The organism is Paracoccus amoyensis, from assembly GCF_014490725.1.
Lineage (GTDB): Bacteria > Pseudomonadota > Alphaproteobacteria > Rhodobacterales > Rhodobacteraceae > Paracoccus > Paracoccus amoyensis.
In genome coordinates this window covers 333538-350087 of record NZ_JACOQL010000001.1, presented here as the reverse complement: position 1 = coordinate 350087, position 16550 = coordinate 333538, and the positions used below count along the sequence as shown (strand labels likewise).

Sequence of the window (16550 nt, the reverse complement as noted above, 5' to 3'; positions counted from 1 at the left end):
TCATCTGGAACCTATCCGGGGGCCAATGACTTGTCTTTTCAATCGCGCCATACACGCACGGCGCGGCCTATTTAGGAGGAAAAGACATGCGCAAGTTCATGCTGACAACCGCCCTTGTTCTGCCCCTGTCCATGGGTGCAGCTTTCGCGCAGGATGCAACCACACCTGCCACAGATAGCCCTGCGGCCACGACCGAGGCTCCGGCAGATCCTGCTGCGGCACCCGAGGCTGGCAGTACTATGGACGCAGCACCGGAGGGTGCAACGGATGATCCCGCTGCGGCCGAAGTTGATGCCGCCGCAGAAGAGGCAGCCGCCGCAGCCGCAGCCGCAGAAGTCGCCGCAAGTGGGAAGGTCGTCCAAGAGCAAGCCGCGACGGAGCTTCGTCTTGACTGGGTCACCGGCGCATCTGTCGTCACGGCTGACGCAACCCCAATTGGTAATATCAACGACATCATCGTGGACAGCGAGACCGGCCAGATGATCGCTGCGGTGATCGGCGTAGGCGGCTTCCTGGGCATCGGCCAGAAGCAGATTGCCGTTCCGTGGGATCAGCTGGTCATCAACTACGACGCGCAGGAAATCACCAGCGACCTGACCAAGGAAGAGGCTGAAGCCGCGCCGGAATATGTCTTCCGTCAACAGGAAGCGGCGCCGGGCGCTGTCCCCGCCGATGCAACGGCACCGGTTGATCCGGCGGCGCCTGCCGACCCTGCAGCCGCACCTGCCGACCCGGCAGCAATGCCGACTGATCCGGCAGCCGCACCCGCAGACCCGGCCGCAATGCCGACCGATCCGGCAGCAGTGCCGGCCGAGGGTGAAACCGCACCGGCCAACTGATCTGTCTTATTGTTTATCGAGTATTGGGTGGCCCTTGGGCCGCCCTTTTCGATTCCGGTCATGCCCGGAAAGCGCCCGGAAACTGTCGCTACCGGATTGACGCAGCAGCTTGCTGCATCATCCCTGCGTCAGCTATTATCACCGCGCACAAAACGGGCAGCACCTTCGGCGGCGCGTCGAAGTGCGCTGCTTTTGTTCACCGTTTCTTCGAACTCGCTTTCGGGATTGCTGTCAAAGACAACACCGCCTCCGGCCTGAATGAACAACCCACCATCCTTGATGACGCCCGTGCGCAGCGCAATACACATGTCCATTTCACCATTTGCGGCGAAATAACCGACCGCGCCGCCATAGACGCCGCGCTTTTCAGGTTCCAATTCGTCTATGATTTCCATGGCACGAACCTTGGGCGCACCTGATACGGTGCCAGCCGGCAGCCCCGCCAGCAAGGCCGACAGGGCATCTTCGCCGTCACGCAACTCGCCCACCACGTTCGAGACGATATGCATGACGTGGCTATAACGTTCGATCACGAATTGCTCGGTCGGGTGAACCGTGCCCGGCTTTGCCACGCGCCCCACATCATTTCGGCCAAGATCCAGCAGCATCAGATGCTCGGCCAACTCTTTCTGGTCGCCCAGCAGGTCGGCTTCCAATGCGCGATCCTGGGCTTCGTCGGCACCGCGCGGACGGGTGCCCGCGATCGGACGAATGGTCACCTCTCCGTCCCGCAGACGGACAAGAATTTCCGGGCTGGCGCCGACGATCTGGAAGCCCTCCATGTTCAGAAAGAACATGAACGGCGACGGGTTCGTGCGGCGCAGGCTGCGATACAGCGCAAAGGGTGGCAGCGGGAAATCCATCCGCCAGCGCTGCGATGGAACCACCTGAAAGATGTCGCCAGCACGGATATAATCACGGGCCTTTTCGACAGCCGCCAGATATTCATCCTTGGCAAAGTTCGAAATCGGCTCTCCGATCTGGGCATCATGGCCCAGGGCGCGCGGCTCGGTTGGTTGGCGGTCCAGCGAACGCAGCGCGTCCATCACCCGTTCAGCCGCGCGGGCATAGGCGGCGCGGGCATTGTCACTGCCATCATGCCACGCAGGCGCGCACAACGTCACCTCGCCCTTCACACCATCCAGAACGGCAACCACCGAAGGACGCATCAGCATCGCGTCCGGCAGGTCCAGCGGGTCCGGGTTCACATCCGGCAAATGCTCGACCAGACGGATCATGTCATAGCCCAGATAGCCAAACAGCCCTGCGGCGGCTGGCGGCACACCATCGGGCATCGCCTCGATCCGGCTTTCTTCGATCAGCGCCCGCAAACTGTCCAGCGCAGGACGGTCATCCGTTTCGAATTGCCGGGAAAACCGAGCCTGCCGGTTGATCCGCGCCTTGCCGTCACGACAATCCCAGATCAGATCAGGCTTCATGCCGACGATGGAATAGCGTCCGCGAACCTCTCCTCCCGTCACCGATTCCAGCATAAAGCTCATCGGGGTGGCGTCGGTCAGTTTCAGCATCAGGCTGACCGGGGTATCCAGATCGGCCGCCAGACGGATGGTGACAAGCTGATTTTGCCCGGCCTTCCACGCGGTCTCAAATTCCGCAAAATCAGGCGTCAGATCCATTACTGAACCTGCGTGTTCACGGCATTGATGGCCGACTGGTTGATTTCCAGACCACCGCTGCGCTGCGCTGCACGGGCATAGTAGTCAAAAATATCCATGCTGAGGGATTCACCAATCCGCGAACGGACGGCTTCATCGACGCGCTGCGCATCCTCGCCTTCCAGATCGGCTTCGTTGATCGCATCCAAACGCAACAGGATCACGCGATCCTGAGCATCGACCACCTCGACTTCGCCCGGCGCGTCCATCTCGAATGCGCGGGCCACGACATCGGGCGGAACACCCTCGACCCAGCCGTCGCGGGTCAGTTCGGGGACTTCGACCCATGCCGATGCAGAGGCGGCCGGTTCAGCAACAGGGGCTGCATCGGGCGTTACCGCAGGGTTTTCGACCACGCCACCCGCACCGGTCGATGCGGCGGGTTCAGGTTGTGGCGCGGCGGCAGCGGTATCCTGCAACCGCTCTTCCTCGGCCAGGGCCAGCAGTTGGCGATGCGCCTCGCCCCGACGCCAATCTTCCAACACGTCTTCACGAACATCTTCAAAGGGTTTCAGCATGGGGGGAACGATCTCATCCAGACGAACGGCAAACACGCCGCCATCATCCAATTGGGTGATCGTCGGAAAATCGGTCTGGGTCAGGGCGTTCGCCAGATCGCGGAATGCCTGATATCCGGCGATGCTGCCGCCCTCGGACGCGCTGTCAGCAGACCATTCGATCTGGCCCAGTTCCAGTTCGGTCTGATCGGCAACCTCCTCCAGCGTCGCGCCGCCCACCAACAGGTCTTCGTAATCATGCGAACGGTCTTCGATCATGCGGACCGCACGGTCCATCGCTGCGTCGCTGCGAAGCTCCTCCTCTGCGTCCTCGAACGAGACATCCACCGGGTCAAGGATCGCGTGCATCGCGAACAGGGTCGGGCCAAGATTGGTCTGGATCGGCCCGACAACGCCCGGCTGTTCCAATTCAAAGATCGGCTCGCCAGCGTCGCCAAGACTGTCTTTGCTGGCTTCGCCCAGATCCACATCCTCCAGCGTCAGACCGCGTTGCGTCACCAGATCCTCGAATGAGATTTCGCCAGCATCGATACGCGCCTTGGCCGCCAATGCCTCATCTTGCGACGGCATCACAAGACGGCTGACCATGCGGCGTTCGGGCTGCTGATATTCGGCGGCTTTGGCGTCATAGGCCGCGCGCAAGGCCGCCTCGTCCAGCTGAACTTCGGGGGCCAGCATTTCCGGCGTCAGCCAGACATAGCTGATCTTGCGAATTTCCGGCGCGGTGAAACGGTCGGCATTGGCGCTGTGCCACGCTTTCAAGGTTTCCTCATCCGGGTCGGCAATCGGTGCCTGCAGCTGATCCGCAGTCAATTCGCGCCATGCGATATCGCGGCGTTCCAGCAACCAATGCACCGTCGTGTCCACAAGCGGCTGAGGCGCAACGACGCCACCCACGATGGCGCGTTGCAGCAACATGCGGGATTCATCGACGCGGATGGCGCTTTCAAACTCGGCTTCGGTCATCCGTTCACGACGCAATACTTCGCCGTATGCGGTGCGGTCAAACCTGCCGTTCGGACCACGAAACGCCGGGGCCTCCAGAATGCTTTGACGCACCTTTTCATCACCGACGGAAATGCCGATCTTGCGGGTCTGCTCTTCCAACGCGGCGGCGGTGAACAGTTGCGATTGCACGGCTTGCGGCAGACCGATGGCCTGCGCCTGCGCCATGCTCAGCGGCTGACCCGTCTGCTGCTGATAGCTTTGCATCTGATTGCGCAACGCCCGCAAATACTGATCCGCCGTCACCGGGGTTTCGCCCACCGATCCGACGGAACTTGAGCCGCCGGAAAAGCTGGTCACGCCGAATCCGCCAAGGCCAAGCACCATCAGGCCCAACAAAAGCCAAACGATGGTCGATTTTCCATGCGTGCGCAGGTTCTTCATGGCCCGGACTTCCCTCGTATTCTTTTCGCATTCGTCTTTAGGGCCGGGAAGGCGCGGCGACAAGCCTGTCAGGGCTGGAAGTTGACAAGCCTCTCGGCCAGTTGAGCGATATCGGCGCCGTCAACATTGGCAAATGCGATCCGGAAATGTTTCGCACCGGTCGGATCGTCGTCCGGCGTGAACATCGTCCCCGGCAGCGCCAGAACGCCTGCGTTTCTGACCAATAGCCGGGCCAGATCATTGCTGGGCAAATCGAACGGGTGTTCGATCCACGCAAAAAAGGCGCCGACGCTTTTCAACCGCCACCCCGGCAGTTCGGCAAACGCTGCCATCGTCGCATCTTTCCGCGCAAGGATTTCGAGGCGTTCACCGGCGACCCATTGCCGCAGGTTCTGCATCCCCCACAATGCGCCAATCTGGCCCAGTTGTGACGGAGAGATCGCGACAGTGTCCAGAAACTTTTCGACCTGATCCATCCGCTCGACCGAGGTGATGATCGCGCCCACGCGATGCCCCGTCAGCCTGTAGGCTTTCGAAAAGCTGTAAAGCTGGATCAGGGTCTGATCCCAGTCAGGCCGGGTCAGCAGATCATGCGGCGCATCGGGGCGGCTGTCAAAATCGCGATAGGTTTCGTCCAGAATCAGCGCGATTCCCGTTTCCTGCGCCAGATCGTAGAACTGCCCGACCAGCTCGGCCGGATATTCCGCACCTGACGGGTTGTTCGGCGTGACCAGCACAATCGCCTTCGTGCGCGGTCCTATCAGCGATTTGGCCTGTTCGGGGGATGGCAGCATGCCCTGGCCACAGGGCAACGGCACAGCGCGGATATCCTGCATATCCAGCCACATCTTATGGTTGAAATACCAAGGCGTCGGCAGGATCACCTCGTCCCCTGCCGAGGCAAGGGTCTGGATCACCGCACAGAAGGCCTGATTGCACCCCTGCGTGATCGCGACCTGCGCGGGCTGAACCTTGCCACCATAGGCGTCGCTGAATTCCTCGGCGACGGCTTCGCGCAGATCGGAATTTCCCAGAACGGGTCCGTAAAGATGCGCCTCGGGCCGGTTCAGGGCGGCATCCGCGATGGCCTGACGCAGCCCTTCGGGCGGCGGATCAACGGGGGCTGCCTGACTGACATTGATCAGCGGGCGTTCCGGTGGAAAACTGATACCCGCAAGCCAGCGGCGCGCCTCCATCACGGGGGGAGAGAAGGTCGCGGCAAGGGCCGGATTGACGGGTTTCATGATCAGTCGCGCTCCATGTTGCGCAATTCAGTGATATCTGGCGGCAAAGACAGGTCCAGCGAGGTGGACGCCACGGGAGGCGATACAGGCCCATCTGCATCCGGGGCGTGGTCTTGCGATTGCTGGACAGGAACCGTGGCTTCAGGTTCGGACGACACTTCCGACATGGGCACCCGCTCTGGTTCGGGCGCAGTGCCGGGCAAAGTCATAGCCTCGCCCTGTTCAGTTTCGCGAGCGGCCGCCGGTTCGATCGGTTCAATCACGTGCACGGTCACGTTCGGATCATCTTCGATCACGGCCGAAAATGTTTCGGAAACGCCAGAAAATGCTGACATATCAGGCACACTGTCCGGCTGCGCTGCGCGTGACAACTCTGGTGCGGAAGGCGCGGCAGGCGCGGCCAAAACCTTGGGCTGGTCAAATTCAGGTGCCGCTTCGGCATCGTTGGTGGTCAGTGCCGATGGCGCGGCATTCGCGGCGTCCGGACGAGCATCGTTCACGGCGATGGTCACGGGCGCCGGTTCGGCGGCGGGTGCAATCACGCCGGGCGCTTCGGTTTGACCCATGCTGCCCTGCGGCACATCCAACGGCGTGGGCAGGTTTGGCAGACGATCACCGCCGCGACCGAATTCCGACCCCACGGGCAGATCGACCGCACTGGCAACGGGGGCTTCCCCTGGCCGCCCGGCAACATCGTCGTCAGGCGCCGCCAAAGGCTCAGGATCGACAGGTGGCACGTCGACCAGAGCGGGCGCAGCTGGCTCGGGCGCGGTTGCGATCTCATCACCTGACCCGGATTCCAATGCGCCGTTCATCTTTTCAGGCCCATCCGCTGCGCCCTGATCCGCAGGCCGGGACTGTTCCGCCAACCCGGTGGTGCCAGTTTCGGCTGACCCAACCGGTTCGACTGGCTGATCGACAGGTGCGTCGGCCGGCTGCGGCATGGGCGACACAAGCGACAAAACCGCCAGCGCCCCGGCACTTATCAGCCCGCCATGCAAAAGACCTTTCCAGAAACCGCTTGTCATGTGCCTCTTCTTGTCCCTGCCGTCTTGACCCTTCGGCGCAGTATGCCCCATCTATAGCGAACCCGTTTCAAAGGGGAAACCGCCCCCAAATCAAGGCGCCAAAGATGATCCTTCTGATCGACAACTACGACAGCTTTACCTGGAACCTCGTGCATTACATGGGCGAAGCAGGCGCCGACGTGGCTGTTTGGCGTAATGACGCGCTGACGGTGGAACAGGCTTTGGCGATGAACCCTGACGGGATCGTGATCTCACCGGGGCCAAAGGCACCGGCGCAAGCGGGAATCTGCCTTGATCTGATCCGGGCCGCTGCCGAAAACGAAATTCCGCTGCTTGGCGTCTGCCTTGGCCATCAGGCGATTGGAGAGGCGTTCGGCGGCAAGGTTGTGCGTGCCGTGCGGATCATGCATGGCAAGACCGACCAGATCAGCCACGATGGCACCGGCGTTTTCACCGATTTGCCCTCGCCTTTGACGGCGACGCGCTATCATTCACTGACGGTTGAGCCTGAAAGCCTGCCCAACAGCCTGCGCGTGACCGCAACTTCGGATGACGGCACCATCATGGGCCTGATGCACGAGGCGCTGCCCATCGAGGGGGTGCAGTTCCACCCCGAATCCATCGCATCGGAATATGGTCACGAGATGATCCGCAACTTCCTTGCCCGCTGCACCCGAACAGAGGCAGCAGCATGAACCAGCGAGATATCCGCCCGCTGATCGGGATTGCTGCCGACCGCCCCTTGACCGGGTCCGAGGCTGAAGAGGCCTTCTCGATCCTTTTCGACGGCGCGGCCACCCCTGCCCAGATCGGCGGCCTGCTGATGGCGCTCCGCGTGCGCGGCGAAACAGTCGACGAAATCGCGGCGGCGGCGCGCGCCATGCGTGCCCGCATGAACCGAATCGACGGCTCCGCCGATGCCATCGACATTGTCGGCACCGGAGGCGATGGCAAAGGCACGCTGAATATCTCGACCGCGACGGCCTTCGTGGTGGCGGGTGCCGGGGTGCCGGTGGCCAAGCATGGCAATCGCAACCTGTCGTCGAAATCCGGCTCTGCCGATGCATTGACCCAAATGGGCATCAATGTGATGGGCGGCCCCGCAATCGCGGAACAGGCGCTGGCAAAGGTCGGCATCTGCTTCATGATGGCCACGATGCATCATCCGGCCATGCGCCATGTCGGACCGCCCCGCGCTGAACTTGGCACCCGGACCGTGTTCAATCTGCTGGGTCCGCTGACAAATCCGGCTTCGGCGAAACGGCAATTGACCGGCGCGTTCAGCACCGACTGGATACGCCCGATGGCCGAAGTTCTGCGCGACCTTGGTTCGGAAGCGGCTTGGTTGGTCCACGGCAGCGACGGCACCGACGAAATCAGCATCGCCGGGGAGACTGCCGTCGCGGCGCTGAAAAATGGCGAGGTGACTGAATTTACCGTAACGCCGGAAGATGCGGGTCTGCGCCGCCATCCGTTTGAAGCGATTATCGGGGGGGATCCTTCATACAACGCCGCCGCATTCCGCCGTCTGCTGGATGGCGAATCGGGCGCCTATCGCGACGCCGTCGTGCTGAACGCGGCTGCCGCACTTCTGGTCGCAGACAAGGTCGGCGATCTGCGCGACGGTGCAAAAATGGCAGCCGAGGCCATCGACAGCGGTGCGGCCAAGGCCAAACTGATCGCCCTGGCCGAAATCACCGGCCCCCCGGAAGCATGAGGCCGCCCGCAGCCTGGGCGCATCTGCCCTTTTTCAGCAGCAAATGGCCACAGCTGGAACAACAGCTTGCGGCCACGCCTGACTGGTTGCCCGGCCCTGATCGCATCTTTGCAGCACTACAGGCCACGACGCCGGAACAAACCCGCGTCGTGATCTTGGGTCAGGATCCCTACCCCACCCCGGGCCATGCCAACGGCCTGGCCTTTTCAGTCAATCCGGAAGTCGCCTTGCCGCGCTCGCTGAAAAACATCTTTACCGAACTGCGGGACGATATCGGCAACACCCCGGCCACTGGCGACCTCTCTCATTGGGCCAGTCAGGGCGTGCTGCTGCTGAACACCTCATTGTCCGTTCCGCCGGGCAAGGCCAACGCCCATGCCAAATGGGGCTGGTCCGAACTGGCGCGTCAGGCCGTGGCACAGGCGCAAAAGCATGGCCCTGTCGCCTTTCTTCTCTGGGGGGGTCACGCCCAGAAGGCACTGGCAGGGCTTCCCCGCACACAGGATCTGACCATCGCCACCGCCCATCCCTCACCACTATCGGCCCGTCGCGGCTTCTTTGGCAGCCGCCCCTTCAGCCGCATCAATCACTGGCTGACGGCCCAGAATCGCACGTCAATAGATTGGGCAGGATAGCCGCCCACCATTCTTCTTTGTCAAAATACCCTGGGGGAGGCCCGCAGGGACGGGGGCAAAGCCCCTTTCTTCCCCCCGATCAGCAGAGTAAAAAACCACCATGGATATTCTCGACAAGATCAAGACCTACAAGCTGGAAGAGATCGCCACGGCCAAGCGCGCCCGCCCGCTGGCTGAACTGGAGCGCGCCGCCAAGGCTGCCTCGGCCCCCCGTGGCTTTGCCCGCGCCTTGACCGAAAAAGCCCGAACCGGACCCGCGTTGATCGCCGAAATCAAAAAGGCCAGCCCATCCAAGGGTCTGATCCGCCCCGATTTCGATCCGCCCGTGCTGGCCCGCGCCTATGAACAGGGCGGCGCAGCATGCCTGTCGGTCCTGACCGACGGCCCCAGCTTTCAGGGCGCACCGGAATTTCTGACCACGGCCCGTGACGCGGTCAGCCTGCCTGCGCTGCGCAAGGATTTCCTTTACGACACCTATCAGGTCGCAGAAGCGCGGGCATGGGGCGCGGATTGCATCCTGATCATCATGGCCTCGGTCGATGATGCCTTGGCCGCCGAGCTCGAGGATGCCGCCACCCATTGGGGCATGGACGCCCTGATCGAAGTGCATAACGCCGAAGAGCTTGATCGCGCCCTTCTGCTGAAATCCTCGATGATCGGGATAAACAACCGCAATCTCAAGACGTTCGAGGTGACACTTGATGTGACCCGCGATCTGGCGCCATTCATTCCGGCCGACCGTGATGTGGTCTGCGAAAGCGGCTTGTTCACGCCCGAGGATCTGGCCGCGATGATGCAGGTCGGTGCGCGTCGCTTCCTGATCGGCGAAAGCCTGATGCGTCAGGATGACGTGGCAACTGCTACCCGCGCTTTGCTGACCCTGCCTGCCGGGGCGGGCGCGGCATGAGCCTGACCCATTTCGACAGCGCCGGTCAGGCGCATATGGTCGATGTATCGGGCAAGGCCGAAACAGCGCGGGAAGCCATTGCCGAAGGGTGTGTGGTGATGTCCGTTGATACGCTGGCGCTGGTGCAGGGCGGCGCGGCCAAGGGCGACGTGCTGGGCGTGGCGCGTCTGGCCGGGATCATGGGGGCCAAGCGCACCTCGGACCTGATCCCGCTCTGTCATCCTCTGCCGATCGCCAAGGTCGCATTGGATCTGGCCCCCGACCCCGATCTGCCCGGCATCCGCGTGACGGCCACTGTCCGCACCACAGGCCGCACCGGGGTCGAGATGGAGGCCTTGACGGCCGTGACGACAGCATGCCTGACCATCTATGACATGCTGAAAGCGGCCGAGAAATCCATGCATATCGAAGGCATCCGCCTGCTGCGCAAAGAAGGCGGAAAATCAGGTCTTTACGAGGCAAATCCGTGATTACGGTCGATGATGCCCTCGGCCGCGTGCTGGCACTTGCCCCATCTGCCGTGGGCGAAATTGTTCCCTTGGACCAAGCCGCCGGTCGCGCCCTGTTGGAACCCGCCTCGGCGCGCCTGACGCAGCCACCTTTCAATTCGGCTGCGATGGACGGCTATGCGTTGCGGCAACAGGATCTGGGTCAGCCCCTGCGGATCATCGGTGAAGCTGCGGCCGGCTATCCCTGGACCGGTCAGCCACAACCGGGCACTGCCATCCGCATCTTCACCGGTGCCGCCGTTCCAGCGGGCTATGACCAGGTCGTCATGCAGGAAATGACGATGCGCGATGGCGATATCCTGACGATCACCGACACACCTCGCGGCGATCATATCCGCGCACGTGGCAGTGATTTTGCGCTTGGCCAATCCCTGCCCGCCGGACGGGTCCTGACCGCCGCTGATATCGGCCTGCTGGCGGCAATGAATATCCCCGAAGTGACCGTCGCCCGCCGCCCCACCGTTGCGATCCTTGCAGGCGGGGATGAGCTGGTTCGCCCCGGCGAAACCCCGCAAGCCGGGCAGATCATCAGTTCAAACGATCTGGCGATCGCGGCTCTTGCCGGTCAGGCCGGGGCCGTTGCGAACATCTTGCCGATCGCCCGCGATACCATCGAGGATCTCAAGCACAGCTTTCAACTTGCCGCCGGGGCCGACCTGATCGTCACGATTGGCGGAGCCTCGGTTGGCGACCACGATCTGATCGCACAGGTCTCTGCGGACCTTGGGATGGAGCGTGCATTCTACAAATTGGCGATGCGTCCGGGAAAACCATTGATGGCCGGAAAAATTGCCCAATCGGCCATGCTCGGACTTCCAGGAAATCCAGTATCGGCAATTGTTTGTGGGATATTATTCATGCAACCTCTGATCCGCGCGATGCAGGGGTTGCCGGCTGGCAATGACCTGCGCCGAGCCCGACTTGCCGTGGATTTACCCACCGAAGGGGACCGGCAGCATTATCAGCGCGCCACATTGCGTGACGGTGATGATTTCCCCCTGATCACCCCTTTCAAGGACCAGGATTCGGCCAAACTGTCGCTGCTGTCCCAAGCCGACGCCCTGCTGGTCCGCCGGGCCGATGATGCTGCACTGACTGCGGGAGAGATCGTCGAATATCTGCCCTTGCGAGGGTAAGCATTAACCGATTTTTCATCACACCCTGTTCTGTTCATTGACGCGATTCGCTCTTTGGGTTAGAACATTTATGGAACATGATGACGCAGGGATGGGGCAGATGCTGACCAAAAAGCAAATCCAGTTGCTGGAATTCATCCAGAAGCGGATGGCCCGTGATGGCGTGCCGCCTTCTTTCGACGAAATGAAGGACGCGCTTGATCTGCGGTCCAAATCCGGCATTCACCGACTTGTAACCGCGTTGGAAGAACGTGGCTTCATCCGGCGCCTGCCGCACCGGGCCCGTGCATTGGAAATTGTGCGCCTGCCCGACACCTTGGCCGATCTTGGTGCAGCACGGGATAAAGCTGTTGCCAGCTTCACTCCTCGGGTCGTGGCAAGTGGTCAGCCAACCCGTCCACGTGCGGCAATGAACGTCCTGGATACGGGCGCGGTTGAACTGCCCTTGATGGGGCGCATTGCTGCAGGCGTCCCGATTGAGGCGATTTCCGAGGTGTCTCATCATATCGCAGTTCCCGGCACCATGCTGTCTGGGCGCGACCATCACTACGCGCTTGAGGTGAAAGGCGATTCGATGATCGAAGCGGGGATCAATGATGGCGATGTCGTCGTGATCCGGGAACAGAACTCTGCGGATAATGGCGATATCATCGTGGCGCTGGTCGATGGCAGCGAAGCCACGCTGAAGCGTTATCGCCGCCGCGGCGACATGATCGCTTTGGAAGCGGCAAACCCTGCTTATGAAACACGAATCCTGCCGGAAGAAAGCGTTCGGGTTCAGGGACGTCTTGTGGGGCTGATCCGCAGCTATTGATCCTGTGGCTGGCTGTCCGCAGCCAGCCCTTCAGTCGTGAGCATGGTTTGTTGCGTCATTGCGCCCACGCGATTTTTGGCGACATTTCGTTATTGGCCGGCAAGGAACCCTGGCCCCGCCCGCGACAGCAATTCCTCTGCCAGATCAACACCAAGTTCCACACCATCGGATATGTCACCTTCCCGTCGCCCTCTGACCGCTTCGGATCCATCCGGGCGCAAAATCTCTCCCTGCAAAATCAGATGCCCGTCATAAATCTCGGCCAGCCCGGCAATTGGCGTCTGACATGATCCATCCAAACGCGCCAGAAATGCACGCTCGGCAATGATGCGCTGTCCGGTTTCGATATCATGGATCGGACGCAGAAGCTGGGCGATATCGGCATTCCCCTCGCACCGCTCAACGCCGATCGCACCTTGGGCGACGGCGGGCAGCATGTCTTGCGGGTCAATCGGCCCGCGTGCGACATGCAGCAAATCCAGTCGGGCCAGTCCCGCCATCGCCAGAAATGTCGCCACAGCCACGCCATCCTCCAGCTTTTGCAGCCGTGTTTGAACATTGCCGCGAAACTCGACGAGTTTCAGGTCGGGACGACGATAGGCAAGTTGCGCCCGGCGCCGCAGGCTGGAACTGCCGATCACCGCGCCCTGTGGCAGATCCGCAATTGAGCCGTGATGCGGGCTGACAAAGGCATCGCGCACATCCTCTCGGGGCAGCAGACAGTCGATGATCAGGCCGTCCGGCTGCACCGTCGGCATGTCCTTCATCGAATGCACCGCGATATCAATCTGACCGGCGCCAAGCGCATCTTCGATCTCGCGCGTGAACAGCCCTTTGCCGCCGATATCTTTCAGCGGGCGATCCGTTATCCGGTCGCCGGTCGTCTTGATGACGATAATGTCGAAGGCCTCGGCGGGCAAATCATGTGCCGCCATCAGGCGCCTGCGCGTCTCATGCGCCTGCGCCAAAGCAAGCGCCGAACCGCGGGTGCCAATCTTCAACGGACGGGAGGGTGTGGGCATCATAGTCATGCGACGGACCCTAGTCGCAGGCGCGATGCTTGACAACGGCTCGCCCCTATCCTTGAAGGGGCGGAAGGAGAAATCATGACCAAAATCTTGCTGCGTGCGCTGGCCGGAGAGGCCCTGCCGACCCCGCCGATCTGGATGATGCGACAGGCCGGACGCTACCTGCCTGAATATCGCGCAACCCGTGCGCAGGCGGGCGACTTTCTGTCGCTGTGCTACAACCCCGATCTTGCCGCCGAGGTGACGCTGCAGCCCATCCGCCGCTTTGGTTTTGACGCCGCGATCTTGTTTGCAGATATCCTGCTGATTCCGCAGGCTCTTGGTGCTGACCTGTGGTTTGTGACCGGCGAAGGGCCGCGGCTTTCGACCATCACCGATGCCCGGCAGCTGGGCGAATTGAAGCCCGCCGATGCGATCCATGACACATTGTCGCCAATCTATGAAACCATCCGCATCCTGTCGCGCGAATTGCCCCCCGAAACGGCGCTGATCGGCTTTGCGGGTGCGCCATGGACGGTCGCGACCTATATGATCGCGGGTCGGGGAACGCCCGATCAGGGACCGGCGCATGCGTTCAAAAACGCCGATCGCGTCGCGTTCAGCGCGTTGATCGACCGCATTACCGAGGCAACGATCCTGTATCTTTCCGCGCAGATCGACGCCGGGGCCGAGGTCGTCAAGATTTTCGACAGTTGGGCCGGCAGTTTGCAGGGGGCCGATTTCGACGACTTTGCCCTGACCCCCGCCCGCCGCATCATTCAGGCGCTGAAGCAGCGCCACCCAAATGTGCCGGTGATCGCTTTCCCTCGCGAGGCCGGTGACCGCTATATCGGCTTTGCGCGCGCGACCGGCGCCGATTGTGTTGCGCTGGATAATTCGGTCTCGGCAGAATGGGCTGCGGAAAAGGTGCAGGGCGATGGCTGTGTTCAGGGCAATCTGGCGCCGCATCACATGGTCACAGGCGGCGATGAACTGATTGCCGAGGCGCAGCGGATCACCCGTGCTTTTCGCGGTCGTCCGCATATCTTCAACCTTGGGCACGGCATTACACCCGACGCCAATCCTGAAAACGTCGCCGCAATGATCGAGGCCGTGCGCAGCGCATGATCTGGGTCGCGGCGACGCTGATTGCGGCGCTTGCCCAGACCGGGCGCAATGCCGCGCAGGCCGGACTGACGGCGCGAATCGGCACCATCGGCGCAACTGCGGTGCGGTTTGTCTTTGGCCTGCCCTTCGCTATTGTCGCGCTATCGCTGGCCGCGATCTGGCTGGACATTCCTGCGCCTGACGGCGCCGTCATCGGCTTCGCGGCCATGGGGGCAGCGGCACAGATTGCCGCGACCGCCTTCATGCTGCTGACCATGCGCGGGCAAAGTTTTGGTGTGGCGACCGCACTGATGAAAACCGAACCTGTCACGCTGGCGATCGTCGGAGCTGTGATCCTGGCAGAGCCGCTTGGCCCCGCGCGTATGGCCGCCATCGTCGTTGCGACATTGGGTGTGGTCCTTGCCTCGGGGGCGACATGGTCGCGGGCAGGACTGGTGCCGGTGATCAACGGCGTGGCGGCAGGTGCGCTGTTCGGCCTGTCTGCCATCGGCTTTCGCGGTGCCATTCTGGCCCTGCCATCGGGCGCATTTTTCATTCGCGCACTGACGGTATTGACGCTGACCCTGGCGATGCAGGCGACCGCCATGCTGATCTGGATGGTCTGGCGCGACCGGGCCGCGCTTCGCGGGATCGCGCAGGACTGGAGGGCCTCATTGGCGGCTGGCGCCCTTGGCGGCTTTGCCTCGTTGTTCTGGTTCATCGGATTTGCGCTGACCCCTGCCGCCAATGTTCGCACGCTGGCGCTGGTCGAGGTGGTCTTTGCGCAAATCCTGTCTGGGCGCGTTTTGCGCCAGCAGGTCAAACCGCTGCAACTGGCCGGGATGGTGCTGATCGTGATCGGGGTTGCAGGACTGCTGGCGATTGCCGGGCGTCAGTGAAACAGCACCGGCAGCATGGATACGATCAGCAAGATCGCCATCACCCCGTTGAACAGGCGCAAGCGGGCCGGGGTTGCCAGAAACCCGCGCAAAGCCTGCCCCGCGGCCGCCCAGATTGCGACCGTCGGCAGGTTCACCAGCGCGAAAACCACCGCCACGATCAGCGCCCCGCCGACACCCGCGGCATAGGCCGACAGCGCGCCAAGCGCCATCGCCCATGCTTTCGGATTGACCCATTGAAACGCCGCAGCTTGCAGGAAGGTCATCGGCCTTGCATCCGCCGCGACGCCTTCGGGTGCGGCTGAGGTCGCGATCTTCCACGCCAGCCACAGCATATAGGCCAGGCTGATCCATTTCAGCGCCTCGGCAAGGGCATGATTTTCATGGATGATCCGGTCAATCCCCAGACCCAGGATCGCCACCATCCCGCCAAAGCCCAGCGATACGCCCAACATATGCGGGACGGTCCGCCGCAACCCGAAATTCGCCCCTGACGCCATCAGCATCATATTATTCGGGCCGGGCGTCGCCGAGGTCACAAATGCGAACGCGACCAGTGCAAAAATCAATTCATGCATCATCAATCTCCATCTTGCACAATAATACACTATATTTGTCGCAATTTGATTGTGAAGGTGGCCCATTATCGAATATCCGAACAATCCATGAGCGTAGATGATAGAATTAACGATAACATATTGCGTGAACTTCGACGCGACGGTCGCCAACCAAATACCGAATTGGCTGCCCGAGTCGGGCTGTCGCCCTCGGCCTGCCTGCGGCGCGTGCAGGATTTAGAGCGGCGCGGCGTCATCAGCGGCTACCGCGCGGTCATCAACCCGTCCGCGCGCAATATCAATTTTGTTGCTTATGTCAGCATCGGCCTGTCGCGCCATTCAAACGAAGCACAGGTCGCGTTCGAGCGGGCCTGCCTTGCCGCCCCCGCCGTTCGGGAATGTCACAACATCACCGGCACGATAGAATATCTGCTGCGCGTCGAAGTGGCTGACTTGATGGCATATAAGCAATTCCACTCGGACGTGTTGGGTGCATTTCCGTGGATTGCGACGATCACCACGCATGTGGTCATGGACAGCCCAAAGGATGAACGGGCTTAGACAGCCC

Annotated in this window: 17 protein-coding genes; 11 read left to right on the top strand and 6 right to left on the bottom strand. The window is 61.8% G+C overall.

All coding sequences use genetic code 11. The features are described 5' to 3' along the window. Nucleotides 1–86 precede the first annotated feature (86 nt). Nucleotides 87–839, top strand: a complete 753-nt coding sequence (locus tag H4P12_RS01830; protein WP_187791874.1) for a PRC-barrel domain-containing protein — start codon at nt 87–89, stop codon at nt 837–839. 128 nt (nt 840–967) lie between these two features. Here the strand turns inward: H4P12_RS01830 and trpE are convergent, their stop codons facing one another. From trpE to H4P12_RS01810, 4 genes are all read right to left on the bottom strand, one after another. After that, nucleotides 968–2476: an anthranilate synthase component I gene (gene trpE, locus H4P12_RS01825; RefSeq protein WP_187791873.1), complete on the bottom strand. Its 1509-nt coding sequence runs from the start codon at nt 2474–2476 to the stop codon at nt 968–970. Beyond that, nucleotides 2476–4422: a peptidylprolyl isomerase gene (locus tag H4P12_RS01820; RefSeq protein ID WP_246448787.1), complete on the bottom strand. Its 1947-nt coding sequence runs from the start codon at nt 4420–4422 to the stop codon at nt 2476–2478. The genes trpE and H4P12_RS01820 overlap by 1 nt, the downstream gene beginning before the upstream one ends. A gap of 68 nt (nt 4423–4490) precedes the next feature. Then, nucleotides 4491–5666 (bottom strand): aminotransferase, encoded by a 1176-nt coding sequence (locus tag H4P12_RS01815; protein ID WP_223115665.1) that lies wholly within the window; start codon nt 5664–5666, stop codon nt 4491–4493. Nucleotides 5667–5668: 2 nt separating this feature from the next. Continuing rightward, complete coding sequence (locus tag H4P12_RS01810) at nt 5669–6694, bottom strand: hypothetical protein (protein WP_187791872.1); 1026 nt, start codon at nt 6692–6694, stop codon at nt 5669–5671. A 104-nt stretch (nt 6695–6798) separates the two neighbouring features. Here H4P12_RS01810 and H4P12_RS01805 point away from each other — a divergent pair, with 104 nt between their 5' ends. From H4P12_RS01805 to lexA, 7 genes are all read left to right on the top strand, one after another. After that, entirely contained in the window at nt 6799–7389 is a 591-nt protein-coding gene (locus H4P12_RS01805) for an anthranilate synthase component II (protein WP_187791871.1), read from the top strand. Beyond that, a complete protein-coding gene (trpD, locus tag H4P12_RS01800; RefSeq protein WP_187791870.1) occupies nt 7386–8411 on the top strand; it encodes an anthranilate phosphoribosyltransferase in 1026 nt (341 codons plus the stop codon). The genes H4P12_RS01805 and trpD overlap by 4 nt, the downstream gene beginning before the upstream one ends. After that, a complete protein-coding gene (locus H4P12_RS01795) occupies nt 8408–9046 on the top strand; it encodes a uracil-DNA glycosylase (protein ID WP_187791869.1) in 639 nt (212 codons plus the stop codon). Before trpD ends, H4P12_RS01795 begins: the two co-directional genes overlap by 4 nt. A gap of 100 nt (nt 9047–9146) precedes the next feature. Beyond that, a complete protein-coding gene (gene trpC, locus H4P12_RS01790) occupies nt 9147–9953 on the top strand; it encodes an indole-3-glycerol phosphate synthase TrpC (RefSeq protein ID WP_187791868.1) in 807 nt (268 codons plus the stop codon). Further along, on the top strand, nt 9950–10423 hold the full coding sequence (moaC, locus tag H4P12_RS01785; protein WP_187791867.1) for a cyclic pyranopterin monophosphate synthase MoaC: 474 nt from the start codon (nt 9950–9952) through the stop codon (nt 10421–10423). The genes trpC and moaC overlap by 4 nt, the downstream gene beginning before the upstream one ends. Further along, nucleotides 10420–11598, top strand: coding sequence for a molybdopterin-binding protein (locus tag H4P12_RS01780; protein ID WP_187791866.1), 1179 nt, complete (start codon nt 10420–10422; stop codon nt 11596–11598). The genes moaC and H4P12_RS01780 overlap by 4 nt, the downstream gene beginning before the upstream one ends. 100 nt (nt 11599–11698) lie before the next feature. Then, nucleotides 11699–12412 carry a transcriptional repressor LexA gene (lexA, locus tag H4P12_RS01775; RefSeq protein WP_187791865.1) on the top strand — a complete coding sequence of 238 codons (714 nt, stop codon included), beginning with the start codon at nt 11699–11701 and terminating at the stop codon, nt 12410–12412. An 89-nt stretch (nt 12413–12501) separates the two neighbouring features. Here lexA and hemC read toward each other — a convergent pair whose 3' ends face one another. After that, on the bottom strand, nt 12502–13443 hold the full coding sequence (gene hemC / locus H4P12_RS01770) for a hydroxymethylbilane synthase (protein WP_187791864.1): 942 nt from the start codon (nt 13441–13443) through the stop codon (nt 12502–12504). A gap of 75 nt (nt 13444–13518) precedes the next feature. Between hemC and hemE the strand changes: the two genes are divergently transcribed. Beyond that, the gene (gene hemE, locus H4P12_RS01765; RefSeq protein ID WP_223115664.1) at nt 13519–14547 is read left to right on the top strand and encodes a uroporphyrinogen decarboxylase; all 1029 of its coding nucleotides are present in this window, start codon (nt 13519–13521) and stop codon (nt 14545–14547) included. Next, nucleotides 14544–15425 carry a DMT family transporter gene (locus H4P12_RS01760; RefSeq protein WP_187791863.1) on the top strand — a complete coding sequence of 294 codons (882 nt, stop codon included), beginning with the start codon at nt 14544–14546 and terminating at the stop codon, nt 15423–15425. Before hemE ends, H4P12_RS01760 begins: the two co-directional genes overlap by 4 nt. Here H4P12_RS01760 and H4P12_RS01755 read toward each other — a convergent pair. Continuing rightward, on the bottom strand, nt 15419–16006 hold the full coding sequence (locus H4P12_RS01755; protein WP_187791862.1) for a LysE family translocator: 588 nt from the start codon (nt 16004–16006) through the stop codon (nt 15419–15421). The genes H4P12_RS01760 and H4P12_RS01755 overlap by 7 nt on opposite strands. Before the next feature lie 84 nt (nt 16007–16090). On the opposite strand from H4P12_RS01755, the gene H4P12_RS01750 reads away from it, so the two are divergent. Beyond that, nucleotides 16091–16543: an Lrp/AsnC family transcriptional regulator gene (locus H4P12_RS01750; RefSeq protein ID WP_187791861.1), complete on the top strand. Its 453-nt coding sequence runs from the start codon at nt 16091–16093 to the stop codon at nt 16541–16543. Nucleotides 16544–16550 lie beyond the last annotated feature (7 nt).